This is a genomic window from Tepidimonas charontis (genome assembly GCF_007556685.1).
GTDB classification, from domain to species: Bacteria; Pseudomonadota; Gammaproteobacteria; order Burkholderiales; family Burkholderiaceae_C; genus Tepidimonas; species Tepidimonas charontis.
Map to the genome: position 1 here is coordinate 1 of NZ_VJON01000023.1, position 24,893 is coordinate 24,893.

Genomic DNA, 24,893 nt, shown 5'->3' on the forward strand with positions numbered 1-24,893 from the left:
ATGCTTGCTCGTGGTCATGGTTTGCCCTCCTTCAGGGTTCAAGGTCGATCTCGCAATCAACCTCTTACCATGACCACCCGCCCGCTTACTACCCCAGGCGATTTTGCACACAAGTCAGCACACTACCGCACGACGCTGGCCATGCAGGCCTACCGCCCCGAAGAGAAGGATCGCGCCCAGGCGGCGATCAACTTCGGCGTCTTCGCCACGATGGCGGTGACGGCCTTCGCCTCCGGGGCGTTGGTGACGACCCAGGGTTGGTGGTGGCTCAACGCCTTGTCCACCATCCCGGTGGGTCTGACGGGGCTGGCGCTGCTGGCGTTGGCGCTGCGGCAGCGTGTCCGCACGGCCGCCTCTGGCGTCTGAAGCGGCGCCGACGGCGCGCCGCAAGGTCACGGCATACGGGCGAGGACTTCGGCCACGGCAGCGGTGAGCCGCTGGGCGTACGGCACGTGCAAAAACTCGTTCGGTCCGTGGGCATTGCTCTTGGGCCCCAGCACGCCGCACACCATCATTTGCGCCTGCGGGAAACCGGCGCTGAGCATATTCATGAGCGGAATCGTGCCGCCCTGGCCGATGGCGCCACACGGCGCGCCGAAATGCGCCCGGCTGGCCGCGTGCAGCGCCTGCTCGAACCACGGTGCAGCGGCGGGCGCATTCCATCCATTGGCCGCCCCTTCGGGCTCGAAGGTCACACGCGCCTGGTAGGGGGCGTTGTCCTCCAGCAGTGCCTTGAGCTGCTGCACCGCCTCGGCGGCATCCACCAGGGGCGGCAGGCGCAGGCTGAGCTTGAAGGCGGTGTAGGGCCGCAGCACATTGCCGGCATCACGCAAGGCTGGCAACCCCTCGGCGCCAGTGACCGACAGCGTCGGCCGCCAGGTACGGTTGAGCAGCGCCTGCACGGGGTCGGTGGTGGTGGGCAGCGCAAACACCGAGCTGCCGGCGCAGTCGTGGTGCGCCCACGGAAAACGCTGCCAGACCGCCTCGCCAAGAATGGCCGCCGTGGCGCGCGCCTGCGCGATGCGCTCGGCCGGAATCTCGCAGTGAAACACGTCGGGCAGCACGCGGCCGGTGGCGCTGTCCTCCAGCCGCTCCAGCACGTGGCGCAGGATGCGAAACGACGACGGCACCACGCCCGAGGCGTCGCCGGAGTGCACGCCCTCGGTCAAGATTTCCACTTTCAGCACGCCGCTGATCATGCCGCGCAGGCTGGTGGTCAGCCACAACTGGTCGTAGTTGCCCGCACCGCTGTCCAGGCAGATCACCAAGCCGACGTCGCCCAAGCGCGCGCGCAGCGCGTCGATGGTGGGCAACAAATCGGGTGAGCCACTTTCCTCGCCGGTTTCGATGAGGCCGACGATGCGCGGATGGGGGCGCCCGCTGGCCTGCAGGGCTTCTACCGCCGCCAGCGCGGCATACACGGCGTAGCCATCGTCGGCGCCACCACGTCCGTACAGCCTGTCATCGATCAGGCGTGGACTCCATGGACCGAGGTCGGCGCGCCAGCCAGAGAACTCCGGCTGCTTGTCCAGGTGGCCGTACATCAGCACCGTCTGGCCGCTGGCGGGCGCTGGGGCGCCGTCAGCACCGGCGCGGGCGGGCACCTCGAACAGCAGCACCGGAGTACGCGGTGTGCCATCGGGCCGTTGCAGGCGCACGATCTCCAGCGTCAATCCGTCGATGGGCTGGCACGCTGCCCAATCCGCCGCTTGACGCAGGACGGTATCCAGGTGGCCATGGGTCACCCAGTCGGGGTCGAATAAGGGCGACTTGGCCGGAATTTCGATATACCGATGCAGCGCGGGCAGAATGTCGCGCTGCCAGCGCTCGTGTACCCGCGCTCGCACGGCTGCGGGGTCGAGCACGGGGGGCTGGGCAGCGGTGGGCAAGGGGGCGTTCATCGGCCCAATTGTGCGCCATTCCGCCCGCTTGTGGGGCATCGGCGGCGCCGTCGGCTTGCCTGCGGTGGCGGCGCCACCGCGCCGCCTCACAGCGGCGCCGGGCGACCGAAGTGGTATCCCTGAAACAGCCGGCAGCCCATGGCGCGTAGGGTATCGAACTGGGCAGCCGTCTCCACCCCTTCGGCCACGACGCTCAGGTCCAGGCTGGCGGCCAGCTGCAAAATGGTGCGGGCAATCGCCGCGTCGTTGGGGTCGTCGAGCACATCGCGCACGAAAGTACGGTCGATTTTGAGCTGCGCCAGCGGCAGCCGCTTCAGATACGCCAGCGACGAGTAGCCGGTGCCGAAGTCGTCCAACGCGAACTGCACCCCCATCTCGGCCAGCGCCTCCATCTTGGAGATCGTGTCTTCCACGTCGTGCAGCAGCTGGCTCTCCGTCAACTCCAGCTTCAGGCGGCGGGGATCGGCGCCACTGGCTTTGAGCGCGGTTCGCACCGTCTGCACCAGGTCGGCTTGGCGCAACTGGCGAGCGCTGAGGTTGACCGCCAGGGTCCACGAGCAGCGGTGCGGATCGTTGGCCCAGGCAGCCAGCAGCTCGCAAGCGCGCTGCAGCACCCACTGCCCCAGCGGCAGGATGAAGCCCGACTCCTCCGCCAACGGGATGAACTGCATTGGCGACACCAGACCGCGCACCGGGTGCAACCACCGCAGCAGGGCCTCTTGTCCACGCACGCGGCCGTGTTCATCGACGATCGGCTGACCGTGCAGCACGAATTCGCCTGCCCGCAGACCGTGGCGCATCTCGCGCTGCAGCGCCACCCGCAGCAGTGCACGCTCCTGCAGCGCCGGGTCGAAGAAGCGCACGGCATTGCGCCCAGCGGCCTTGGATTCATACATCGCCATGTCGGCACGCTGCAAGATGTCCTCGACGGACTCCCCCTCACCGGCGAACAGCGCAATACCGATGCTCGGCGTGGCCACCACCTCCAAATCGCCGATGGTCAAGGGCTGCTCCAGCGCAGCACGGATTTTTTCGCCCACGTGTTGGGCGCGCCAAGCTGCTTGCTCACGATCAGCGGACAAATCCTCCAGCAAAACGATGAACTCGTCACCGCCCAGACGGCCGATGGTGTCCTCGGCCCGCACCGTGGCTTGCAAGCGCCGGGCCGTCTCGCGCAGCACCTCGTCGCCGGTAGCGTGACCGTAGGCGTCGTTGATATCTTTGAAGTTGTCCAGGTCGATGAAACACAACGCCGCCCAGGCGCCGCTGCGCGCCGCCGCCGCCTGTGCCTGTTGCACCCGATCGTGAAAGGCGCGTCGGTTGTACAGCCCGGTGAGGCTGTCGTAGAAGGCCAAGCGGTGCACGGCGGCCTCGGCCTCTTTGCGCGGGGTGATGTCGCGCCCCACGCCGCGGTAGCCCACCAGGCGACCCTCGGCGTCATGCATCGGCATGCCGCTGAGCGCAAACCACGCGGTGCGCCCGTCGGCCAACTTCCGCTGCACCTCCCAGCGCCGAAATACCTCGCCGCGCGCCACCGCCTGCTGCAGCGGGGCCCAGTCCTCGGGGCGCGGCAGATTCAGCGCTGGGACATCCCACGGACGCCGCCCCAGAAAGCGCTGCGCCAATTCGCGCGTCATGTCGTCGTGATCGATCGAGCGCCCTTCGATGCGGGTGTAGCGAAATTCGGCGTCGGCCTCCCAGTACCAGTCAGCCGACAAGGCCGTCAGGCTGCGAAAGCGCGCCTCGCTGTCGCGCAGCGCCGCCAGCGTCTGCGCGTGCTTGCTGATATCGGTGTAGGTGCGCACCCAGCCGCCACCGGGCAGGGCCATCGTCGCCCCTTGCAAGGTGCGTCCGCTGGCGGTGGTGTAGGTATAGACGTGCGGCTCGCCCGTGGCCTGTACCTGCTCGAGGTGGTACCACACCCGCCGCAACAGATGGTCCAGATCCCCCCGCAAATCCCCGCGGGCGTGCTGCCAGCGCACCACTTCGTCGATGGCGGGCTGCGTCACCATCAGGTCTTCGGGCAGCTCCAGCAGCTGCAGCGCCGTGTGGTTGTAGCCGACGACGCGAGCCTGGGCGTCGAGCACCACCAAGGCGTGGCGCAAGTGATCGAACAGCTCCGCCACCGACAGTCGCCCGCTGCGCGCCGCGCCATCGACCGCCTCACTGGCTGCCGACGACCCGGGCAAGGTACTGGCAAAAAACGGCGTCGTCACGATGGGATTTCACAGGCCAAGGCGGCCCGCCCGGCCGATGGGAGCGGGCCGTAGTCGGCATACCCGCAGCGATAGGCGCTGAGGGCGGATATCAAAATAGCGTCATTTTCCCACGAGCAGGGGTACCGCAGCCGAGGCGCCAACTCAGGGAAAACCCGAATGACAGGTGCTGCCCAACGGCCACCCGTACCCAAGCGGGCGCGGGGGCCCCGCCTCAAAAGGTTTCCCAATCGCCATCGTCGGCCGGCGCCGCGGCCGCCTTGGGCGCCGGCCGCGCCGGCGCCCCACCGCCTGCGGCGGCCGCACGGGCTGGCGGCGCGCTGGCAGACACCGCCCCCGCCGCAGCCGGGGCTGTGGCGGCCGGCTTCGCCGACGCCGCCGCACGCGCTGCGTTGGCCGCCGATGCGCCACCGCGGGGCACGGACGCGCCCGCCGGGGTGGCCGCACGCGCCCCCGTCGTGTTGCCCAGCCGCGCCGCCGGTGCCGGCGCAGCCACGCGCGGGGCCGACGCCGGCGCCGGCGGCGCACGGCGCACCGAAGGCGCCGCCGGCGGCAGCACGTCCGCCGCCCCCGTCTTGAAAAAACCCACCGCCTGCTGCAGCCGCGCCGCCTGCTCGCGCAGACTCTGCGCCGCCGCCGTCGCTTGCTCCACCAGCGCCGCATTCTGTTGCGTCATCTGGTCCAGCTGCCCCACCGCCGCATTGACCTGCTCGATGCCTTCGCTTTGCTCCGTCGCCGCCGCCGTCACCTCCCCAATCACGTCGGCCACGCGCTGGATCGACTCCACGATCTGCTCCATGGTGGATCCGGCCTGCTGCACCTGCGCACTGCCCGCTTGCACCTTGCCCACGCTTTCTTCGATCAGCGCCTTGATCTCCTTGGCCGCCTGCGCACTGCGCTGCGCCAGCGAGCGCACCTCCCCGGCCACCACCGCAAACCCACGCCCAGCCTCCCCAGCACGCGCCGCCTCCACCGCCGCATTCAGCGCCAAGATGTTGGTCTGAAACGCAATGCCATCGATCACCTGCGTGATGTCGGCAATCTTTTGGCTGCTGGCCTGAATCGCCTGCATCGAGGCCACCGCCTGCTGCACCGTCTGCCCACCCGTGCGCGCCACATCCGCCGCCTGCATCGCCAGCTGGTTGGCCGTGCGCGCCGACTCCGCACTGTGCCGCACCGCCTCCGTCAACTCCTCCAGGCTGGCAGCCGTCTGCTGCAGGCTCGACGCCGCCGACTCCGTTCGACTCGACAAATCCTGGTTGCCTTGAGCGATTTGCGCCGAGGCGGCGGCCACCTGGTCAGCAGCAGCGCGGATGTCGTCGATGGCGCGGCGCACCGTCTCGACGAATCGCGCCTTGCTGCGCAAGATTTCCCCGAATTCATCGGTCCTCGCGTGGTCGATCTGCACATCCAGCCGCCCTTCGATGAGCCGTTGGTTGAGCGCGACGATGGTCTGCACGGGACGCCGGATGCTGCGCACGATGGAGACCGCCAAGCCGAGGCCGATTATCAAGGCCAGCAAACCGAGGGCGATTTCCACCCCCAGCATGCGCTGATGCAAGGCTTTCAGTTCGGCGCGCTTGGCCTCGGCCGCTTTCTGTACTGCCTGGGTCAGCTTGGCCTGGGCATCGAGGTATGCATCGACCAGCTTGGCCCACGTGCTGTCGCGCAGCGCCCGCGCGCCATCCATGTCGCCTGCGCGCACGCGCGCCATCACTTCGTCCCGCGCTGCGATCTGCTGCTGGCGCAGCGCCATCACGGTGCGCAGCTGCTCGACCAGATCGGCCCGTCCCATCGACTCGATACCCTCAAGCACGGCTTTTTCGTACTCATCCACCTGGGCGCGGGTGGCCTGGATTTGGCGCTGAAAATAGTCCAGCACACCAGGCGTGTCGCCAAACTGCACGATGACCTGGGTACGCTCCGCCTGCAAGGTGGTGGCGCGGTTCCAGCGATCGACGGTCAAGGCCAGTTGATCGAGTCGTGCGCTGTCGGCGGTGGCCGCGTGCGTCACGTGGCCGGCATACCACGCCGCGCCCAGCACGACGAACAACAACGCCAGCACCGCACCAAAGGCGACATAGAGTCGGGCAGTGATCGAGCCAGAAAATAGCTTCATGATGAGGCTCCTTAGACGGTTGGTCGGGTCAAACGATAGAAACGGAATTGCAAATGCGCGCACAGCGAGCTGACACCCAGCGCCGCGCGCACCGCACTGGCAGCAACGGCATACCGCTGCGCCCAAGCGTGCTCACGCCGCCGGGGCACGCCGCCGCTCCGGGCCGTGGTAGCTGGACGGGTCGCCGTGCCCGCGCACGGCCGCCGGCATCAGCGGCGGGTGGCCGGCGCCGTCGGCCAGGCGGAAGACGGCTACCGAGTCGGCCAAGCGCTGCGCCTGCGCACGCAACTGCTCGGCGGTCTGCGCGCTGCGCGCCACCAGGGCGGCGTTTTGTTCGGTCATTTGGTCCACTTCCGCCACCGCGCCATTGACCTGCACCAAGGCCTGCGCCTGCTGCTGCGTGGCGTCGGTGACGCTGCGAATGAAGGCCGAGACTTTGTCGGCGTGGGCCACGATATCGCGGATGGTGGCGCCGGCCTGGTGCACGCGCTGCGTGCCTTCGCTGACCTGTTGCACGCTGTCGGTGATGAGCGCCTTGATCTCGCGCGCCGCCTGCGAGGTGCGCTGCGCCAGCGCCCGCACTTCGCCGGCCACCACCGCAAAACCGCGCCCGGCTTCACCGGCGCGCGCGGCCTCGACTGCGGCATTGAGCGCCAAGATATTGGTTTGAAAGGCGATACCGTCGATGACGCCGATGATGTGTTCGATCTTTTGGCTGGCGGCCTGGATGCCGTCCATGGTGGCCACCACCTGGGCCACCTGGGCACCGCCGCGCTCGGCCGCTTCGGCATTGTGGCGCGCCAGCTCGATGGCGGCCTGCGCCGCTTCGCTGGAGGCGCGCACGTTGCCGGTGATTTGATCGATGCTGGTGGCGGTTTGGCGCAGGTGCGCGGCGGTCTGCTCGGTGCGTGCGCTCAGGTCGGCGTTGCCCGCCGCGATGGCGGCGCTGGTGTGATGGATGGTTTGCGCGGCGGCGCGCACTTCCCCCACGGTGCGGGCGAGCGACGCCTGCATGTCAGCCAAGCAGCGCATCAGCTCGGTGAGCTCGTCTTGTCCGCCGAGGTCGGCGCGGGTGGTGAGGTCACCGCGCGCGATCGCCACCGCCATACCCTGCGCCTGTTGCACCGGCACCACGATGCTGCGCAGATTGGCCCAGGTGGTGGGCGCCACGATCAGCAGGGCCACGAAAGCGGCAGCCAGCAACGCGCCGACCGCCTGCCATTTGATGGTTTCGCCGCGCTCGGTCAGGCGGATCATCTCATTGGCAAACGCCTCACCGGTCTTGCCCGCCGTGGCCTCCCAGGCCAAGGTGAGGGCTTCGTGTTGCGCGATTTGCATGTGGTACACCGCCCACACCCCTACCCCAGCCACGGCCAGCAGCAGCGCCATGACGACGCCTATGGCGCCGAGCATACGCACGCGCACGCTCCAGGCCCGCATCCATCCGGTCATCGTGTCCTCCGGTCTCAGGTTGCGTCCATCAGCCCCATGTCCGGGCTGCTCATCAGCGCTTCGATGTCCATCAGGATCAACATGCGCTCGCCCACGCTGGCGATGCCGGTGATGAAGGCGGTATCGACGGTGCTGGAGGTCATCTCGGGCGCCGGACGGATGTGCTCGCGCGGCAGCTCCAGCACGTCCGACACCGAATCGACGACCACGCCCACCACACGCCCTTTGACATTGAGGACGATGACCACCGTCAGGCCGTTGTACTCGACGCTGGCGCAGCCGAGCTTGATGCGCAGGTCCACCACCGGGACGATGACCCCGCGCAGGTTGACCACGCCCAGCATGTGCCGCGGCGCGTTGGCGATGCGGGTGGGCGCTTCGTAGGAACGAATCTCCTGCACGCGCAGGATGTCGATGCCGTACTCCTCCGCCCCCAGGCGGAAGGTGAGGTATTCGGCACTGGCGGAAGACGCCCCGGCAACAGGCGCGGCGGCAGCGGCGACGACAGACATCGGTTCTCCTTCGGTCATGGGGTCAACCCACCCGCGCGACGGCTGCAGCAACGCTGCGGCATGGGCGAGTGGCGCACCGGTGTGGCCGAAGGTTACCGCAAAATGGCGACAACGCAAGCAAAAAAAGCGCTCAGCGGTGGTTCAGGCAGGCCCCGCGATGACGATGCGCACGCGCAGCGTCAATCTGGCCGCTGCATTCCATGGCGCCGATTCAATGGCCCTCGAAGCTGACCAGGGTGAACAGCGGCAGCCCCGCTTGTTGCAAGCGTTGCACGCCGCCCAACTCCGGCAGGGCGACGATGGCCGCGCCCTCACGCACCGTGGCGCCGAGTTTTTCCAGCAGCTTTTTGCCGGCCATCATGGTGCCGCCGGTGGCGATCAGGTCGTCGATGAGCAGCACGCGGTCGCCGGGCCGCACGGCGTCGGTGTGCAGCTCGACGGTGGCGCTGCCGTATTCGAGTTCGTAGGTCTCCTCCACCGTGGTGAAGGGCAGCTTGCCTTTCTTGCGAATCGGCACGAAGCCCACCCCCAGCTCGTAGGCCACCACCGAGCCGATGATGAAGCCGCGCGCGTCCAACCCGGCAACGACGTCGGGCCGCATGTCACGATCCATGTAGCGGTGGACAAAGGTGTCGATGAGCACCCGAAACACCTTCGGGTCTTGCAACAGCGGCGTGATATCGCGAAATTGCACGCCCGGCGCCGGCCAGTCGGGGACGGTGCGAATGTGCGCTTTGAGGTAGGCAGAGGTGTCCATGGCGCGCATTATCCGGCCAGCAGGCGCGCTTCGGCCAGCGCCAACGCCGCCGGCAGACCGAACAGCACCACCGCGTCACCGCCTTGCAACGTCACGTCGTCCGTGGGGTGCAAGCGCTCGCCGTTGGCGCGCCGCACGCTCATCACCTGCACGCCCAGCGCTTCGAGTGCCAGTTCGCCCAAGCGGCGGCCCACCGTGGGGCCGGCGCGCGGCAGCACCACGGTGGCCAGGCGTTCGTGCTGTGCCTCCTCGCTGTCGTCGTCATCGGCGCCATGGAAGTAGCCGCGCAGCAGTTGGTAGCGCGCATCGCGCTGCTGCTGCACCAGGCGCACCACGCGGCGCAGCGGCACGCCCACCAAGGCCAGCGCGTGGCTGGCCAGCATCAGGCTGGCTTCCAGCGCCTCGGGTACCACTTCGGTGGCGCCCGCGGCTTGCAGGCGGGCCAGGTCGGCATCATCGACCGTGCGCACCACCACCGGCACGTGCGGCGCCTGTTGCCGCACATGGTGCAACACCTTCAGCGCGCTGGGCGTATCCAGGTAGGTGATGACGACCGCCGCCGCCCGTGACAAGCCGGCAGCCTTGAGGGCCTGCAAGCGCGCGGCATCGCCAAATACCACCGAATGCCCGGCAGCAGCGGCCTGCCGCACGCGGTCCGGGTCGAGGTCCAGCGCCATGTAGGGGATGGCCTCGGCGTCGAGCAAGTTGGCCAGATTCTGCCCGCAGCGCCCGTAGCCGCAGATGATGACGTGCCCCTGGGTACCGATGGCCTTGCGCGCGATCTGCGTCATCTGCACCGACTGCAGCAGCCAGTCGCTGCCCACCAGGCGCCCGACGATGGCATTGCTGTGCTGCACGATCAGCGGCGTCAGCAGCATCGACACCACCATCGACGCCAGCGTCGGGTTGAACAGGGCCGGCGGCACCAGACCGTTCTGGTTGGCCAGTTGCAACAACACCAGCCCGAATTCGCCGGCCTGCATCAGGTACAAACCAACGCGTAACGACACCCCCAGCGGCGCCCCAAAGGCGCGCGCCACGGCGGTGATGAGCGCCACCTTGAACAACAGCGACAGCGCCAGCAACAGCAGCACCAGCGGCCAGCGCTCCAGCACCACGCGCCAGTCCAGCATCATGCCGATGGTGATGAAAAACAAGCCCAGCAAAACGTCATGGAACGGGCGGATGTCGGTCTCCACCTGGTGCTTGTACTCGGTCTCGGCGATCAGCATACCGGCCACGAACGCCCCCAACGCCAGCGACAGGCCGGCGTGCTCGGTCAGCCACGCCAGCCCCAGGGTCACCAGCAGCAGGTTCAGCATGAACAGCTCTTGGCTCTTGCGCCGGGCCACCAGCGTCAGCCACCAGCGCATCAGCCGTTGCCCGCCGGTGAGCAGCAGCGCCAACAGCGCCGCCGCCTTCAGCAGCGCCAGCGCCAGCGAAGCCATCAGCGTCTCGGGTGGGGCCCCCAGTGCCGGGATCAGCACCAGCAGCGGCACCACGGCCAGATCCTGGAACAACAGGATGCCGATGATGCGCTGGCCGTGCTCGGACTCCAGCTCCAGCCGGTCGGCCATCAACTTGACCACGATGGCGGTGCTGCTCATGGCCATGACGCCGCCCATGGCCAGCGCCATCTGCCAGTGCATCTGCCACCATTGCGGCAGCAGCCAGCCCAGCAGCAGCGACGCCAGCGTGGTCAACAGCACCGTCAGACCCACTTGGGCCGCCCCCAGGCCAAATACGTGGCGCTTCATCGCGCGCAGCTTGGGCAGGCTGAACTCCAAGCCGATGGCGAACATCAGAAACACCACCCCGAACTCGGCCAAATAGCGCAAACCCGCCGAGTTCTGGGCCAGCGCCAGCGCATGCGGGCCAATGAGCACGCCGACGGCCAGATAGCCGATCATCGCGGGCAGATGCAACAGCCGGCACACCACCACCCCGAGCACGGCAGCCAGCAAATACAACAAGGCCAAGTCGAGGGCGTTCATAGCCGCGATCTTACGGTGCCCGTCAGACACGGATAATGCAGCCTATGCCGCAGCCACACGTTCCCACCGAAGCGCACAGCGCTGCCGCCGCGACCCCGGCCAGCGCCGCGCCCACGCCTGCCCCCGCCGCGGCCACGAACATACCCGCTCCCAACGCAGCGGGCCTTGCCGCACCGTTGCACACGGCGGCTGACGACGACGACGCGCTGCTGGCCCATGGTCGGCAAGCGCTGGCCATCGAAATCGAGGGCCTGCAGGCGCTGGCGGCACGGCTGGATGGGCGCTTTGCGCGCGCGGTGCGCACGCTGCTGCACTGCCGCGGGCGGGTGGTGGTCACCGGCATGGGCAAAAGCGGCCACGTGGGGCGCAAAATCGCCGCTACCTTGGCCTCCACCGGCACGCCGGCGCTGTTCATGCATCCGGCCGAAGCCAGCCACGGGGACTTAGGCATGATCACCCCGAGTGACGCCGTGCTGGCGATCAGCAATTCCGGCGAAAGCGACGAGCTGACCGCCATCGTGCCGCTGATCAAGCGCATGGGCGTGCCGCTGGTGGCGATGACTGGGCGCACCGACTCCACGCTGGCGCGCCACGCCGACATCGTGCTCGATACCGCCGTGGCGCGCGAGGCCTGCCCGCTCAATCTGGCCCCCACCGCCAGCACCACCGCGCAGCTGGCCATGGGGGATGCGCTGGCCGTGGCGCTGCTGAGCGCGCGCGGCTTTCAGCCGGACGACTTCGCGCGCTCGCACCCCGGCGGGGCGCTCGGGCGGCGCTTGCTGACGCTGGTGCGCGACGTCATGCGGCCGCTGGCGGCCACGCCGCGTGTGCCGCCACACGCCACGTTGACCGAGGTGATGCGCGAGATGAGCGCCAAGGGGCTGGGGGCGACCGCCGTGGTCAACGCCGCCGGGCGGCCGATCGGCATCTTTACCGATGGCGATCTGCGCCGCCTCATCGAGCGCCACGTCGGCGAGGATTTACGCTGCCTGACCGCCCAAGCCATCATGCACCCCGACCCACGCACGGTGCGCCCGGGTATGCTGGCGGTGGAGGCGGCCGCCCTGATGGAGCAGCACCGTATCACCAGCGTGCTGGTGGTGGACGACGACGGCGGTTTGGTGGGCGCGCTGAACCACCACGACCTGATGCGCGCGAAGGTGATTTGATGACGCCCGCCCTGAACTTCGCCCCCGAGGTGCTGCTGCGCGCGCAAGACGTGCGGGTGGCGTTTTTCGATATCGACGGGGTGCTGACCGATGGTGGCCTGTACTACGGCCCCGAGGGTGAGCAGCTCAAACGCTTTCATACCCTGGACGGGCACGGACTGAAATTGCTGCTGCGCGCGGGCATCGAGCCGGTGGTCATCACCGGGCGCGACTCGGCCGCACTGCGGCAGCGCCTGCATGCCTTGGGCGTGCGCCATGCGCGTTTTGGCACCGAGGCCAAGCGCGCCGCGGCACAGGCGCTGCTGCAAACGCTCGGCCTGGACTGGTCGCAGGCGGCGGCCATCGGCGACGATTGGCCCGACTTGCCGGTGCTGCGTCGCTGTGCACTGGCTGCAGCGCCGCCCACCGCGCACATCGAGGTGCGCGCGCACGCGCACTACATTACGCACGCGCTGCCCGGGGCCGGCGCGGCACGGGAGTTTTGCGACCTGCTGTTGGTGGCCAGCGGCCACTACCGGCCTTTGCTGCAGGAGGCTCTGGACGCATGAAGGTGGCCCGCCCCGACCTAGGCGCCCGCCTGCGGCGCTTGTGGGACCAGGCGTCGCTGTATTTGCCCGTGTTGCTGATGGGGGCACTGGCGCTGGGCAGTTATGCAATCGTCCAGCGCACCCCCATGCCAGCGGCGCCGACGCCACAGCCGCCGCTGACCCAAGGCCAGCCCGACACCCGGCTGCAACACTTCGAATGGCACCGCTACCGCGCCGACGGTACGCGGGAGCTGACGCTGCGGGGACGCCAACTGGACCATTTCCCGGCCAGCCGCGACACTCGCGTGCTCGACGCCTATTTGCTGCGGCGCGATGCGTCCAGCGGCGTGCAAACCGAGGCATGGGCCCGCACACTGCACACCGACGACGACCGCCGCACCTACCGGCTGGACGGCGCGGTGCGTGTGGTGCGGCAGACTTCGGCGCCCGGCTCGAGCGCATCGCGCGGCGCACACGAAAAAGCCACGCCGCGCCTGACCTTCGAGGGTGAGACGCTGACGTGGCTGACGCAAGAGCGGCTGCTGCGGTCGGATCAGCCGGTGCGCATCACACGCGGGGCCGACACACTGCTCGGCAACCAGTTGCGCTACGACGAAGCGCGCGGAACACTGGATTTGCAAGGACAGGTGCGCGCCACGCTCGTGGCACGCCGCACCGCCGATCAGTAGCTGTCGCGGCGGCGACCCGCGCCATAGGGGCTGCGGAATTGGCCTTCGCCGCCACCGAAGCCGCCGCCATCGCGACGGCCGCTGCCAAACCCACCGCTGCGCGGCGGCCGCGGCTCCATCGGGCGCGCCTCGTTGACGACCAGATTACGCCCGCCCATCGACTGCCCATTGAGGCCGGAAATGGCTGCCTGGGCCTCGGCGTCGCTGCCCATTTCGACGAAACCAAAGCCTTTGGAGCGGCCGGTATCGCGCTCCATCATCACCTTGGCACTGGCCACCTGACCATAGGCGCTGAAAGCTTGCTCGAGATCGCCATCACGCACCGAATACGGCAGATTGCCGACGTACAACTTGTTGCCCATCTGGGACTCCTGAAAACACACGAAACAACGAAACAAGGGACGGAGCCCCGACGGCACACAAGTCAACCAACTGCAGCACGCGAAACCAACCGGTCACCTCACGCCAGATGTCGCGGACATCTGACTGCGCCCATTATGCGCGCTTTCTCACCGTTGTGGGTAGCGACGTCGACGAAAGGCAGCCATGCCTGCACAACTTTGCGCCAAAACAACACTCGGGGGTCAGGGATGCGGCGGCGCAGCGTCGGCGGACGGCGCCGCGCCGCCCAGGCCGCGCCGGTAGATCAGGTGGTAGGTCAACCCCACGAATACACTTCCGCCGACCAAGTTGCCGGCAATCACCGGCACCAGGTTGGCCAACATGCCGCTCACCGTCACCGGCGCGCCCACCGCGGACTCCGCCTGCACCCACATCGCCAAGGGGAAGAAAAACATGTTGGCGATGCTGTGCTCGAAACCCGCCGCCACGAACGTGGCAATGGACGGCACGATCGCCACCGCCTTGTCTACCACGCTGCGGCCGGCCATCGCCATCCACACCGCCAAACAAACCAACACGTTGCACAGCACGCCGCGGAAAAACGCCTGCGTCCACGACAGCTCCTGTTTGGCCTGAGCGATTTGCACCACGCGCGCGCCCAGGGCGCCGCCGTGCAGCTCGGTCTGGCCGCTGAGGTGGATCAGCAGCGCCATCCCAGCGGCACCGGCGAAGTTGGCCATGCACACCAAGAGCCAGTTGCGCAGCACTGCGCGCGTGCCGATCAGCCCCTCTGCCCAGGCCATCGCGAGCAGGTTGTTGCCGGTGAACAGCTCGGCGCCAGCCACCACCACCATCAACAACCCCACGGAAAACACCAACCCGCCCAACCATTGGGAGGCGGCCCAGCCCAGGCTGGCGTCGGCCTTGACGATGAGGAAAGCAAAGCCGCCCAGCGCAATGAAGGCCCCCGCCAAAACCCCCAGCATCAGCAAGGGCAACGTGGCCATGTTGGCCTTGGCCACCCCCACCGTTTCGATCCGGCGCGCGACTTCGCGCGGTGCGTAGGCATCGAACCCCAACAACTCGGACATCTGGCACATCTCCCCGGGCGTGGTGCCCACTGCCGTTATACTGCAGACAGCGCCGATTTGGGTCCCGCTTGCGGGCGCGTAACAAATACCGCTAAAGAGGAAGGGCCACCACCGTGCGGCGGGCCCGCAGGCATCCCTCGATCACGGCGCACTGGAAGGACACCTCCGTGATCGTCGCACCTCAACGCTTGTCATTCACCGAGCCGCTGCCGCTGCAAGGCGGCGCGCAACTGCCGGCCTACGAACTGGTCTACGAAACCTACGGCACGCTGTCGCCCGCGCGCGACAACGCGGTGTTAATCTGCCACGCCCTCAATGCCTCGCATCACGTGGCGGGCCACTATACCGACGCACACGGCCAGCCACTGCCCAAGAGCGAGGGCTGGTGGCACAACATGGTCGGCCCGGGCAAGCCGGTGGACACGAACCGTTTTTTCGTCATCGGCGTCAACAACATCGGCTCGTGCTTCGGCTCCACCGGCCCCACCCACCTCAACCCCGCTACCGGTCAGCCCTGGGGGGCGGATTTTCCGGTGGTCACGGTGGAGGATTGGGTCAACGCCCAGGCGCGGCTACTGGATGCGCTGGGCATCGAGCGGCTGGCCGCGGTGATGGGCGGCAGTTTGGGTGGCATGCAGGCGCTGTCGTGGACGCTGCAATACCCGCAGCGCGTGCGGCACGCCGTCATCATCGCCAGCGCCCCGAACCTGACCGCCGAAAACATCGCCTTCAACGAGGTGGCGCGGCGCGCCATCGTCACCGACCCCGACTTCCACGGCGGCGACTACCTGCGGCACGGCACCAAGCCGCGGCGTGGCTTGCGCATCGCCCGCATGATCGGCCACATCACCTATTTGAGCGACGACGTCATGAACGAAAAATTCGGCCGCCGCCTGCGCCCATTGGTGGAGGCGATGCGCGACGGCGATGTCGAGACCGCCGAGCGGCTGGCGTACCGCTACACCACGCAGGAGGTGGAGTTCGAAATTGAGAGCTACCTGCGCTACCAGGGTGACAAGTTCAGCGAATATTTCGACGCCAACACCTATTTGCTGATCACGCGCGCGCTGGACTACTTCGACCCCGCCCGCGCCTACGACGGCGACCTGAGTGCGGCACTGGCGCGCGCACGAGCCGACTTCTTGTTGGTGTCGTTTAGCACCGACTGGCGTTTTTCGCCGGCACGCAGCCGCGAAATCGTCAAAGCATTACTGGACAACCGGCGCTGCGTCAGCTACTGCGAAATCGACGCCCCGCACGGGCACGACGCCTTTTTGCTCGACGACGCACGCTATCACGCCGCCGTGCGCGCGTACTTCCAGCACCGTGTAGCGGCAGCCTGCCGCGCCCAGGAGTGAAGCCATGAGCGACCGTTTGACCCAGGAACTGATCGCCCAGTGGGTGCCGCGCGGCGCGCGGGTGCTCGACCTCGGCTGTGGTGACGGCGCACTGCTGGCGTATCTGCGCCAGGCGCGCGGCTGCAGTGGCTACGGTATCGAGATCGATGACGCCCAGGTGCTGGCCTGTTTGCAGCGCGGCCTGGACGTACTGCAGCTCAACTTGGAGCAGGGGCTGGCCATCTTTGCCGACGACAGCTTCGACGTGGTGCTACAAATCGACACGCTGCAGCACCTGCGCAATGCCGAGACCATGCTGCGCGAGACCGCGCGCGTGGGCCGCAGCGCCATCGTCGCCTTTCCGAACTTTGCCCACTGGCCCAACCGGCTGCGCGTGCTCGCCGGCCGTATGCCGGTGACCAAGCGCCTGCCCTACCAGTGGTACGACACGCCCAACATCCGCGTGGGCACTTTTGCTGACTTCGAAGTACTGGCGCGGCGTCTGGGCCTGCACATCGAAGACGCCTTCGGGCTGGAGGAAGGCCGCGTGGTGCGCACCTTCCCCAATTTGCTGGCCAGCACCGCGGTGTTCAAGCTGGCCAAGCGCTGATGCCGGCCGGCGCACATCCTTCACGTCAGCTCGCGCAGCGTCTGGCCCAAGGCGTCGCACAGGTCATCGATCTGCGCTTCGGTGCTGATGAAGGGCGGGGCCAATTGCACGGTATCGCCACCGTAGCGCACGTAAAAGCCCTTGGCCCACATGCGCATGGCCACCTCGAACGGGCGCTTGAGCGGCTCGCCGGGCACGGGCGCCAGGGTCAGCCCTGCGGCCAATCCGTAGTTGCGAATATCCGTCACGTGCGGCGACGCCCCGCGCAGCGCATGCACCTTGGCTTCGAACACCGGCGCGAGGGCGCGCACACGCGCCAACGCCTCGTCGTGCTGCAGCAGATGCAATGCCGCCAGGCCCGCCGCACAGGCCACCGGGTGGGCCGAGTAGGTATAGCCGTGCGGCAACTCCAGCGCGTACTCGGGCCCGCCCGCGGCCATGAAGGTGTCGTAGATGTCTTGCCGCACCACCACGCCACCCAGCGGCTGCACGCCGTTGGTCACCTGCTTGGCAAAATTGAGCACGTCGGGCACGACGCCGAAGGCCTCGGCTGCGGTCCAGGCGCCGCAGCGGCCAAAGCCGGTGATGACCTCGTCGAAGATGAGCAGGATGTCGTGCTGGGTACAGATGTCGCGCAGCCGCTGCAGATAGCCCACCGGCGGCACCACCACGCCGGCCGAACCGGAAAACGGCTCGACGATCACCGCGGCGATGGTGGAGGCGTCGTGCAGGGCGATGAGGTCGAGCAGTTGCTCGGCCAGGGTCTGGGCATACGGCGCATCGGCCGGGGGCTGGCCACGGTAGAAGCTGCCCGCCGGCGGCTGGGTGTGTGGCAGGTGGTCGGCCTCCACCGCTTGCCCGAACAGCTTGCGGTTACCGACGATGCCACCCACCGAAATGCCGCCGAAGTTGACCCCGTGGTAACCCTTGACGCGGCCGATGAAGCGCGTCTTGCTGGCTTGCCCGCGCGCGCGCCAATAGGCCCTCGCGATTTTGAGCGCGGTATCCGCCGCTTCGGACCCCGAGCCAGTGAAAAAGACGCGGTTGAGGCCCGCCGGCATGCGCTCGACGATGCGATTGGCCAGTTCGAACGACAACGGATGACCAAACTGAAAGGCGGGGGCGTAGTCCAGTGTGGCGACCTGACGCTGGACAGCCTGGACGATTTCGCGCCGCCCGTGCCCCAGCCCCGTGCACCACAGGCCCGACAAGCCATCGAAGACCCGGCGGCCGTCGGCGTCGATCAGATACGCCCCGTCGGCCGCCACCACCCAGCGCGGGTCGGCCTTGAACTGACGGTTGCCGGTAAAGGGCATCCAGTGCGCAGCCATCCAATCCGCACCGCCGGGGCGTAATTCGGCACTGGTGGGCACGGCAAAGGCAGCGCGGAGCGTTTCGGGGCGATCGGACAAATCCATGGCGCTTGAGAACACAAAATGGGCGACTCATGCCATTATGCGCGCGATGAGCACGCAAAACCACCCCAGCGCAGCCGCCCCGGCCCCAACAACCCCAACGGCCGCGGCGCCAGAGGCCCCTGCCGAAGCGGCCCCGGCACCAGCAGCCCCCCAGGACGCACCACCCACCACACGAGCGGACGCGCCAGCACCACCACCGCTGGGGCTGATTTTGTTCGCCCACGGAGCACGCGACCCGCAGTGGGCGCGCCCGTTCGAGCAGGTGGCGCAAGCGGTGCGGGCGGCGCGCCCCCAATGGGCGGTCACCCTGGCGTTTTTGGAATTCATGGCGCCCGATCTGCCCAGTGCCGGCGACTATTTGAGCGAAGTGGGCTGCCGGCAGGTGGTGGTGCTGCCGCTGTTTTTGGGCGTGGGCGGCCATGTCCGCCACGATTTGCCCCGGCTGCTGGAGGCGCTGCAGCAACGCCACCCGCAGGTGCACTGGTCGCTGGCGCCGCCCATTGGCGAAGACACACGCTTGGTGCAGGCACTGGCCGCCATCGCCCTCGACTGGGGCGAGCGTGTGCCGCCATATGCACCGCAGTTATAGATATAAAACGATCTTTTCGTTTGTTTTTTCATAACTTCCAAACAGAATAGCGGCCATCGACGACCCGATGGCCTGCGATGTACCGCTACTCCGACACCGATCGACGCTTCATCCGCCAGCGCGCGGCGCAGTTTCGTGACCAGCTACAGCGCTACTTGGCTGGGCAGCTCAGCGCCGATGACTTCAAGCCGTTGCGGCTGCAAAACGGCTGGTACCTGCAACGCCACGCCCCCATGCTGCGCGTGGCCATTCCATATGGGGAGCTCAGCAGCGCCCAACTGCGCACCCTGGCGCGGGTGGCACGCGAGTTCGACCGCGTCACCACCGGCCCCTTCGCTGGGCAGGGTGGCTATGGGCACTTCACGACGCGACAAAACATCCAGTTCAACTGGATTGCGCTGGAGCGCGCCGCCGACGTGATGGACGTGCTGGCCGAAGCCGACCTGCACGGCATCCAGACCAGCGGCAACTGCGTGCGCAACATCACCACCGACGCGCTGGCCGGCATCGCGCCCGATGAGGAGGTGGACCCGCGCCCGTACTGCGAACTGCTGCGCCAGTGGAGTACGGTACACCCGGAATTCGCGTTTTTGCCGCGTAAATTCAAAATCGCCGTCACCGGCGCCGAGGACGACCGCGCCGCCACCGCTTGGCACGACATCGGGCTGCAATTGCGCCGCAATGCCGCGGGCGAGGTGGGGTTTCGGGTGTTGGTGGGCGGCGGTATGGGGCGCACACCGCTGATTGCGCCCGAGCTGCACCCGTCCGTGCCCTGGCAAGACATTTTGTTGTATCTGGAGGCCGTGCTGCGCCAGTACAACCTATTTGGGCGGCGCGACAACCTGTACAAAGCGCGCATCAAGATTTTGGTCAAGGCCGAGGGCGACCGCTTTGCCCAGGCGGTGCGCCAGGAGTTCGAGGCCATGCAGCGCGACGATGCGCTGCGCACGGCGCTGCGCCTGACGCCAGCGCAGCTCGAGCGTGTGCAGGCGTGCTTCTCCGCCCCGCCGGCGGCACTGGACACCGCCCCCACACCGCAGCCCAGTGCGTCCGTGGCAGCGTCCGGCCCGAGCGACCCGGCACCCAACTCGCCAGCCTACCAGCGCTGGCGTCAGCGCCAGGTGCATGCGCACCGGCTGCCGGGCTTGTGCGCGGTGACGCTGTCGCTCAAGCGCGTCGGGCAAGCGCCGGGTGACGTCACTGCCGAGCAGCTCGACGCCTTGGCCGCACTGGCCGAGCGCTTCAGCGCCGGCGAGGCGCGCGTGACACACGAGCAAAACGTACTGCTGCCCTGGGTACGCCAGGCCGACTTGCCGGCGCTGTGGCAAGCGGCGCGCGCCGCCGGTTTTGCCTCCCCCAACCATGGGCTGTTGACCGATCTGATCGCCTGCCCGGGCGGAGACCTGTGCGCGCTGGCCAATGCGCGCTCGCTGCCGCTGGCGCAACACATCCTGCAGCGCTTTCAAGACCCGGAGGAACTGGAAGCGATCGGCGAGGTGGCGCTGCACATCAGTGGCTGCATGAACTCGTGCGGTCACCACCACAGCGGCCACATCGGCGTGCTGGGGGTGGACAAGGACGGCAGCGAGTGGTACCAGCTGACCCTGAGCGGCTCCGACGGCCAGCAGCGCCACGGGCCGGCCCAGCCCGGGCGGGTGGTGGGCCCGGCCTTTGCCGCCGATGAAATCGGTGACGCCATCGAGGCCGTGCTCGAGGCCTATCTGCAATGGCGCCAGCCCGGCGAGCGGCTGCTCGACACCGTGCGGCGCGTGGGCATCAGCGCGTTTCGCGAGGTCACCGACGCCGTGCGCACCCACACCGCTGCCCTGAGCTGACCACCATCGATCTCTGCGTCTTGCCCACCATGAGCCTGCATTTCATCGATGTTCACACCGATCCCTGGCGCCGCCCAGCGGCTGATGGCCTGCAGCGGCCCGCGGCGGCCTTGCTGCTCGATGCGCCGCAGTGGCAGGCCTGGCGCCACACCTGGCCCGCGGAGTTGCCGGTGGGCGTGCAGTGGCCCAATGACGGCGACGTCGCGGCTCTGGTGCCCGACCTACCGCGGCTGCGCCTAATCGCGCTGGTGTTCCCGAAGTGGACCGATGGCCGTGCCTACAGCCAGGCGCGGCTGCTGCGGGGCCGCTGGCGCTTTCGTGGCGAACTGCGCGCCACTGGCGATGTGATCGCCGATATGGCGCCGCTGCTGTGGCGCTGCGGTTTCGACAGCGCGCAGCTGCGCCCCGGCGAGTCGGTGGCCGTGGCGCAGCGTGCCCTGACGACCTTCGACACCCACTACCAACCCGACTTACGCCATCACCCGCAGCCCCACCATGCCTGAGACCGCTCTGACCACCTCGACCGTCACCTGGGCGCCAGCCCCGCCGCCCACACCCCAACCGGGGCGTGCCTTCGCCTTGTACGCCCGCCACAGCCCCGGATACGAAGCCCGGCTGGCCAGCGCGCAAGCGCTGCTGGCCACGGCCGCGCACGACTTTGCCGGCTCGATCGTGCAGGCCACCAGCCTGGGGGCCGAGGACATGGTGATCACCGATCTGATCGTGCGCGCGGGGCTGCCGATCGCGCTGGCCACCTTGGACACGGGGCGCTTGCACCCCGAGACCGTGGCCTTGATGGAGCGGCTGCAAATCCACTGGGGCGTGCCGCTGGAGATCTACCGTCCCGATCCACAACAGGTAGCCGATTTCGTGCACACACAGGGGGAGGACGCCATGTACCGCAGCCGTGCGCTGCGCCAGGCCTGCTGCGCGCTGCGCAAGCTGCAGCCGCTGGCGCAGATGCTGCGCGGGCGCCGTGCGTGGATCACCGGTCTGCGGCGTGAACAGTCGGACACGCGCGCGCAAGTGCCATTGATCGACCGCGACGCCGACGGACGCGTCAAATTCAACCCGCTGGCCGAGTGGCACTGGAGCGACGTGTGGCACTACATCGCCACCCACGACGTGCCCTACAACCCATTGCACGACGCCTTCATGCCCAGCATCGGCTGTGCCCCCTGCACGCGCGCCATCGCCGTCGGCGAAGACTTTCGCGCCGGGCGCTGGTGGTGGGAAGACGACGCGCAGCGGGAGTGCGGACTGCACGTTCGGCACGGCGCTCGCCCACTGGCCCCTAACTCCGAGGAACGCACGGCATGAACGCCCCTGTCACAGCCGACCATCTGCTGCCCGAAATCGACTGGCGCCATCTGGATGCGCTGGAAGAAGAAGCGGTCTTTTTGCTGCGCGAGGCGGTGGGTGCCTTCGAGCGCCCGGCGCTGTTGTTCTCGGGCGGCAAAGATTCCTGTGTGGTGGTGCACCTGGCGCGCAAGGCCTTCCAGCGCCGCCGCCCCGACGGCGGCTGGGATGGCGCACTGCCGCTGCCGCTGGTGCACATCGACACCGGGCACAACTTCCCCGAGGTCATCGCCTTTCGCGATGAACTGGTGCGACGGCACGGCGACACGCTCATCGTGGGAGCGGTGGAGGACTCGATACGCCGCGGCACCGTGCGCCCGAGCGATCCACTGGCCTCGCGCAACGCGCACCAGAGCGTGACGTTGCTGGAGACCATCGAAGCGCACCGCTTCGACGTGCTCGTGGGCGGCGCGCGGCGTGACGAAGAAAAGGCACGCGCCAAGGAACGCATCTTCTCGCACCGCGACAGCTTCGGCCAGTGGCAGCCCAAGGCCCAGCGCCCCGAGCTGTGGACGCTGTTCAATACCCGGCTGCAGCCGGGCGAGCACATGCGCGCCTTTCCAATCAGCAACTGGACCGAGCTGGACGTGTGGGCCTACATCGCCCGTGAGGGCATTGCCTTGCCCAGCCTGTACTACGCGCACCCGCGCGCCGTGGTGCAGCGTCACGGCCTGTGGGTGCCCGTCACGCCGGTGACGCCGGCGCGCCCCGGTGAGACGGTGCAGACGCTGCGCGTGCGTTTTCGCACCGTAGGCGACATGACCTGCACCTGCCCCGTGCTCAGTGAGGCCGCCGACGCCGCGGCCATCGTCGCCGAGACACTGCGTGCCGACGTCAGTGAACGCGGCGCCACCCGGGTGGATGACCGCACCAGCGACGCCGCCATGGAACGGCGCAAGCGCGAAGGCTATTTTTGATGGCAGCAACGGAGCACCGCGATATGCACACTCCTTTTTCCGAGCTCGCCCACGGCGCGCTGCGTTTTCTGACGGCCGGCAGCGTCGATGACGGCAAAAGTACCCTGATCGGTCGGCTGCTGTTGGACAGCCAGGCCCTGATGCGCGACCAAGTGGATACGCTGCAGCGGCTGCGCCGTGGCGAGGGCGCACTGGACTTGTCGCTGCTGACCGATGGCCTGGAGGCCGAGCGCGAGCAAGGCATCACCATCGACGTGGCCTACCGCTACTTCGCCACGCCGCGGCGCAAATTCATCATCGCCGATGCACCCGGGCATGAGCAGTACACGCGCAACATGGTCACTGCCGCGGCGGGCAGCCACGCCGCCGTGATCCTGGTGGACGTGACCAAACTCGACCTGAACCAACGCCCCGTGCGCCTGCTGCCACAAACGCGCCGCCACGCCTTGCTGGCGCACCGCCTGGGCGTGCCCCATCTGGTGTTTGCGGTCAACAAAATCGACGCCGTGGCCGACCCCGGCGCCGCCTGGGCCGCGGTATACGATGCGCTGCGAGCCTTCTGCGCCGACGCCGGGCTGCAGCCGGCGGCCATCTTGCCGGTGTCGGCCCTGCGCGGCGACAACGTCACCACCGCGCTGCGCAGCGCGTGGTACGACGGCCCGTCGCTGCTGCACGTGCTCGAAACCCTGCCCCTGCCGCAGCCGCCCCTGTCGTCGCCGTGGCGGCTGGCCGTGCAGTGGGTGCAGCGCACCGGCGACGGCACCGGCGAGCAGCCGCGCGTGCTGTGGGGCCGACTGGCCTGCGGCCGGGTGCACGTCGGCGCTGCGCTGCAGGTCTTCCCCAGCGGCCAGCCGGCGCGTGTGGCGGCGCTGTGGCACCACGCCGGCCGCCCCATCGAAGAAGCCGCGGCAGGCCAATCGGTGGGCGTGCAGCTCGACCGTCAGCTCGACGTCTCACGCGGCGATTGGCTGGGCGCACCCGATGCGTTGACGGGCCAGCGGCGCTTTGCCGCCACCGTCGCGTGGCTGGACACCGATGCGGCAGTGGTGGGACAGCGTTACTGGTTGCGCCATGGGCACCGCTGGGTGCAGGGGCGGATCGCCGCCATCGAGCACCGGCTCGACATTCAAACACTGCAGCCCGTCGACGTGCATGCACTCGGGGCCAACGACATCGGTCGAGCGGTGCTGGAGACGGCCGCGCCGCTGCCCCTGGTGCCGTTTCGGCACGCCGGCCCCGATGGCGGCGCGCTGATCGTCGTCGATCCGCGCACCCACCGCACGGCGGGTGCCGCCTTGGTGGAGTGACCGATGGCAACGGTGGCATTCGTCGGGGCCGGGCCGGGTGCGGCCGACCTCATCACCGTGCGCGGCGCGCGCTGGTTGGCCCGGGCCGACGTGGTGCTGGCCGACGCGCTCGCCGACCCCGCGTTGCGCGAACACGCCCCCGACGCCGACTGGATCGACGTTGGTAAGCGTGGCTATGGTCCCGCAACCGAGCAGGCCGTGATCCACGCCCTGCTGTTGCGTTATGCGGCCCGGTGTGCGTGCGTCGTGCGCCTCAAAGGTGGCGATCCCAGCGTCTTCGGGCGGCTGGAAGAAGAGCTGGCGGTGGTACGCGCCGCCGGGCACGAAACCGTTGTCGTGCCCGGCGTCACCGCGGCGCTGGCCGCCGCCGCCGACGCACAGCGGCCGCTGACCCGGCGTGGGCGCGGACGCAGCGTGGCGCTGACCACGGCCATGACGCGCGAACACGCCCTGTGTGCGGGCCGCCACGCCGACAGCGAGGTGTTTTACATGGCCGGCACACAACTGCCCGCCCTGGCGCGCCAACTGGCGGCAGCCGGTTGGCCCGCCACCACGCCGTTGAGCGTGGTCTCGCGCGCCGGCTGGCCCGATGCGATTCATACGCAGCACACGCTGGCCACGCTGGCGCAGGCCTGCGTGTTGCACCGCGGGCGACCGACCGTGGTGATCGTGGGTGCCGCCGCCAGCGCCCTGGCGCCGGCCCATGCTGGCTCGGCCGCCGCGTGGCAAGCGGCGTCGGCCAGCGCCTGAGC

Annotated in this window: 22 protein-coding genes, 1 pseudogene and 1 riboswitch; of the genes and pseudogenes, 13 read left to right on the forward strand and 10 right to left on the reverse strand. The window is 68.4% G+C overall.

Annotated features, from left to right (window positions below; genetic code table 11):
• Window positions 1-129: 129 nt before the first annotated feature.
• A pseudogene (locus tag Tchar_RS07825) lies at window positions 130-366 on the forward strand (MFS transporter); the annotation flags it as partial.
• Window positions 367-392: 26 nt separating this feature from the next.
• Here Tchar_RS07825 and Tchar_RS07830 read toward each other — a convergent pair.
• From Tchar_RS07830 to Tchar_RS07860, 7 genes are all read right to left on the reverse strand, one after another.
• Entirely contained in the window at window positions 393-1,901 is a 1,509-nt protein-coding gene (locus Tchar_RS07830; protein ID WP_144328508.1) for a M20/M25/M40 family metallo-hydrolase, read from the reverse strand.
• A gap of 86 nt (window positions 1,902-1,987) precedes the next feature.
• Window positions 1,988-4,117 (reverse strand): putative bifunctional diguanylate cyclase/phosphodiesterase, encoded by a 2,130-nt coding sequence (locus Tchar_RS07835; RefSeq protein ID WP_144328509.1) that lies wholly within the window; start codon window positions 4,115-4,117, stop codon window positions 1,988-1,990.
• A 214-nt stretch (window positions 4,118-4,331) separates the two neighbouring features.
• On the reverse strand, window positions 4,332-6,236 hold the full coding sequence (locus tag Tchar_RS07840) for a methyl-accepting chemotaxis protein (protein WP_144328510.1): 1,905 nt from the start codon (window positions 6,234-6,236) through the stop codon (window positions 4,332-4,334).
• A 132-nt stretch (window positions 6,237-6,368) separates the two neighbouring features.
• The gene (locus Tchar_RS07845; protein ID WP_161595481.1) at window positions 6,369-7,688 is read right to left on the reverse strand and encodes a methyl-accepting chemotaxis protein; all 1,320 of its coding nucleotides are present in this window, start codon (window positions 7,686-7,688) and stop codon (window positions 6,369-6,371) included.
• Window positions 7,689-7,702: 14 nt separating this feature from the next.
• Window positions 7,703-8,200: a chemotaxis protein CheW gene (locus tag Tchar_RS07850; protein WP_236640388.1), complete on the reverse strand. Its 498-nt coding sequence runs from the start codon at window positions 8,198-8,200 to the stop codon at window positions 7,703-7,705.
• 211 nt (window positions 8,201-8,411) lie between these two features.
• Window positions 8,412-8,957 carry an adenine phosphoribosyltransferase gene (locus Tchar_RS07855; protein ID WP_408033544.1) on the reverse strand — a complete coding sequence of 182 codons (546 nt, stop codon included), beginning with the start codon at window positions 8,955-8,957 and terminating at the stop codon, window positions 8,412-8,414.
• An 8-nt stretch (window positions 8,958-8,965) separates the two neighbouring features.
• Window positions 8,966-10,951, reverse strand: a complete 1,986-nt coding sequence (locus Tchar_RS07860) for a monovalent cation:proton antiporter family protein (protein ID WP_144328513.1) — start codon at window positions 10,949-10,951, stop codon at window positions 8,966-8,968.
• A 44-nt stretch (window positions 10,952-10,995) separates the two neighbouring features.
• Between Tchar_RS07860 and Tchar_RS07865 the strand changes: the two genes are divergently transcribed.
• The 3 genes from Tchar_RS07865 to lptC are packed head-to-tail and all read left to right on the forward strand — an operon-like array spanning window position 10,996 to window position 13,336.
• Window positions 10,996-12,120: a KpsF/GutQ family sugar-phosphate isomerase gene (locus tag Tchar_RS07865; RefSeq protein ID WP_144328514.1), complete on the forward strand. Its 1,125-nt coding sequence runs from the start codon at window positions 10,996-10,998 to the stop codon at window positions 12,118-12,120.
• On the forward strand, window positions 12,120-12,668 hold the full coding sequence (locus Tchar_RS07870; RefSeq protein WP_144328515.1) for a KdsC family phosphatase: 549 nt from the start codon (window positions 12,120-12,122) through the stop codon (window positions 12,666-12,668). The genes Tchar_RS07865 and Tchar_RS07870 overlap by 1 nt, the downstream gene beginning before the upstream one ends.
• On the forward strand, window positions 12,665-13,336 hold the full coding sequence (gene lptC, locus Tchar_RS07875; RefSeq protein ID WP_144328516.1) for an LPS export ABC transporter periplasmic protein LptC: 672 nt from the start codon (window positions 12,665-12,667) through the stop codon (window positions 13,334-13,336). Before Tchar_RS07870 ends, lptC begins: the two co-directional genes overlap by 4 nt.
• Here the strand turns inward: lptC and Tchar_RS07880 are convergent.
• Both Tchar_RS07880 and Tchar_RS07885 read right to left on the reverse strand, forming a co-directional pair.
• Window positions 13,330-13,698, reverse strand: a complete 369-nt coding sequence (locus tag Tchar_RS07880; protein ID WP_144328517.1) for an RNA recognition motif domain-containing protein — start codon at window positions 13,696-13,698, stop codon at window positions 13,330-13,332. The genes lptC and Tchar_RS07880 overlap by 7 nt on opposite strands.
• Before the next feature lie 222 nt (window positions 13,699-13,920).
• Complete coding sequence (locus tag Tchar_RS07885) at window positions 13,921-14,769, reverse strand: formate/nitrite transporter family protein (RefSeq protein WP_144328518.1); 849 nt, start codon at window positions 14,767-14,769, stop codon at window positions 13,921-13,923.
• Between the two features lie 39 nt (window positions 14,770-14,808).
• A riboswitch (SAM riboswitch) is annotated at window positions 14,809-14,885 on the forward strand.
• A 24-nt stretch (window positions 14,886-14,909) separates the two neighbouring features.
• Here Tchar_RS07885 and metX point away from each other — a divergent pair.
• Both metX and metW read left to right on the forward strand, forming a co-directional pair.
• Window positions 14,910-16,127, forward strand: coding sequence for a homoserine O-succinyltransferase MetX (gene metX, locus Tchar_RS07890; RefSeq protein ID WP_328592039.1), 1,218 nt, complete (start codon window positions 14,910-14,912; stop codon window positions 16,125-16,127).
• Between the two features lie 4 nt (window positions 16,128-16,131).
• On the forward strand, window positions 16,132-16,716 hold the full coding sequence (gene metW, locus Tchar_RS07895) for a methionine biosynthesis protein MetW (protein WP_144328520.1): 585 nt from the start codon (window positions 16,132-16,134) through the stop codon (window positions 16,714-16,716).
• A 20-nt stretch (window positions 16,717-16,736) separates the two neighbouring features.
• On the opposite strand, the gene Tchar_RS07900 is transcribed toward metW, so the two are convergent.
• On the reverse strand, window positions 16,737-18,047 hold the full coding sequence (locus Tchar_RS07900) for an aspartate aminotransferase family protein (RefSeq protein ID WP_236640391.1): 1,311 nt from the start codon (window positions 18,045-18,047) through the stop codon (window positions 16,737-16,739).
• Between the two features lie 133 nt (window positions 18,048-18,180).
• Here Tchar_RS07900 and Tchar_RS07905 point away from each other — a divergent pair, with 133 nt between their 5' ends.
• From Tchar_RS07905 to cobA, 7 genes are all read left to right on the forward strand, one after another.
• Window positions 18,181-18,723, forward strand: a complete 543-nt coding sequence (locus tag Tchar_RS07905) for a sirohydrochlorin chelatase (RefSeq protein WP_201739333.1) — start codon at window positions 18,181-18,183, stop codon at window positions 18,721-18,723.
• 77 nt (window positions 18,724-18,800) lie between these two features.
• Window positions 18,801-20,558: a nitrite/sulfite reductase gene (locus Tchar_RS07910; protein WP_144328522.1), complete on the forward strand. Its 1,758-nt coding sequence runs from the start codon at window positions 18,801-18,803 to the stop codon at window positions 20,556-20,558.
• 29 nt (window positions 20,559-20,587) lie between these two features.
• On the forward strand, window positions 20,588-21,061 hold the full coding sequence (locus tag Tchar_RS07915) for a DUF934 domain-containing protein (protein WP_144328523.1): 474 nt from the start codon (window positions 20,588-20,590) through the stop codon (window positions 21,059-21,061).
• Window positions 21,054-21,878, forward strand: a complete 825-nt coding sequence (locus Tchar_RS07920; RefSeq protein WP_144328524.1) for a phosphoadenylyl-sulfate reductase — start codon at window positions 21,054-21,056, stop codon at window positions 21,876-21,878. The genes Tchar_RS07915 and Tchar_RS07920 overlap by 8 nt, the downstream gene beginning before the upstream one ends.
• Window positions 21,875-22,834: a sulfate adenylyltransferase subunit CysD gene (cysD, locus tag Tchar_RS07925; RefSeq protein WP_144328525.1), complete on the forward strand. Its 960-nt coding sequence runs from the start codon at window positions 21,875-21,877 to the stop codon at window positions 22,832-22,834. Before Tchar_RS07920 ends, cysD begins: the two co-directional genes overlap by 4 nt.
• A complete protein-coding gene (locus Tchar_RS07930) occupies window positions 22,834-24,141 on the forward strand; it encodes a sulfate adenylyltransferase subunit 1 (protein ID WP_236640389.1) in 1,308 nt (435 codons plus the stop codon). The genes cysD and Tchar_RS07930 overlap by 1 nt, the downstream gene beginning before the upstream one ends.
• A 3-nt stretch (window positions 24,142-24,144) precedes the next feature.
• Entirely contained in the window at window positions 24,145-24,891 is a 747-nt protein-coding gene (cobA, locus tag Tchar_RS07935) for a uroporphyrinogen-III C-methyltransferase (protein ID WP_144328526.1), read from the forward strand.
• Window positions 24,892-24,893: the final 2 nt, after the last annotated feature.

Coding starts and splice junctions, on each gene's coding strand:
- Tchar_RS07830 (WP_144328508.1), bottom strand. CDS start 1,901: ATGAACGCCCCCTTGCCCACCGCTGCCCAGCCCCCCGTGCTCGACCCC.
- Tchar_RS07840 (WP_144328510.1), bottom strand. CDS start 6,236: ATGAAGCTATTTTCTGGCTCGATCACTGCCCGACTCTATGTCGCCTTT.
- Tchar_RS07845 (WP_161595481.1), bottom strand. CDS start 7,688: ATGACCGGATGGATGCGGGCCTGGAGCGTGCGCGTGCGTATGCTCGGC.
- Tchar_RS07850 (WP_236640388.1), bottom strand. CDS start 8,200: ATGTCTGTCGTCGCCGCTGCCGCCGCGCCTGTTGCCGGGGCGTCTTCC.
- Tchar_RS07855 (WP_408033544.1), bottom strand. CDS start 8,957: ATGGACACCTCTGCCTACCTCAAAGCGCACATTCGCACCGTCCCCGAC.
- Tchar_RS07860 (WP_144328513.1), bottom strand. CDS start 10,951: ATGAACGCCCTCGACTTGGCCTTGTTGTATTTGCTGGCTGCCGTGCTC.
- Tchar_RS07865 (WP_144328514.1), top strand. CDS start 10,996: ATGCCGCAGCCACACGTTCCCACCGAAGCGCACAGCGCTGCCGCCGCG.
- Tchar_RS07870 (WP_144328515.1), top strand. CDS start 12,120: ATGACGCCCGCCCTGAACTTCGCCCCCGAGGTGCTGCTGCGCGCGCAA.
- lptC (WP_144328516.1), top strand. CDS start 12,665: ATGAAGGTGGCCCGCCCCGACCTAGGCGCCCGCCTGCGGCGCTTGTGG.
- Tchar_RS07880 (WP_144328517.1), bottom strand. CDS start 13,698: ATGGGCAACAAGTTGTACGTCGGCAATCTGCCGTATTCGGTGCGTGAT.
- Tchar_RS07885 (WP_144328518.1), bottom strand. CDS start 14,769: ATGTCCGAGTTGTTGGGGTTCGATGCCTACGCACCGCGCGAAGTCGCG.
- metW (WP_144328520.1), top strand. CDS start 16,132: ATGAGCGACCGTTTGACCCAGGAACTGATCGCCCAGTGGGTGCCGCGC.
- Tchar_RS07900 (WP_236640391.1), bottom strand. CDS start 18,047: ATGGCTGCGCACTGGATGCCCTTTACCGGCAACCGTCAGTTCAAGGCC.
- Tchar_RS07905 (WP_201739333.1), top strand. CDS start 18,181: ATGAGCACGCAAAACCACCCCAGCGCAGCCGCCCCGGCCCCAACAACC.
- Tchar_RS07910 (WP_144328522.1), top strand. CDS start 18,801: ATGTACCGCTACTCCGACACCGATCGACGCTTCATCCGCCAGCGCGCG.
- Tchar_RS07915 (WP_144328523.1), top strand. CDS start 20,588: ATGAGCCTGCATTTCATCGATGTTCACACCGATCCCTGGCGCCGCCCA.
- Tchar_RS07920 (WP_144328524.1), top strand. CDS start 21,054: ATGCCTGAGACCGCTCTGACCACCTCGACCGTCACCTGGGCGCCAGCC.
- cysD (WP_144328525.1), top strand. CDS start 21,875: ATGAACGCCCCTGTCACAGCCGACCATCTGCTGCCCGAAATCGACTGG.
- Tchar_RS07930 (WP_236640389.1), top strand. CDS start 22,834: ATGGCAGCAACGGAGCACCGCGATATGCACACTCCTTTTTCCGAGCTC.
- cobA (WP_144328526.1), top strand. CDS start 24,145: ATGGCAACGGTGGCATTCGTCGGGGCCGGGCCGGGTGCGGCCGACCTC.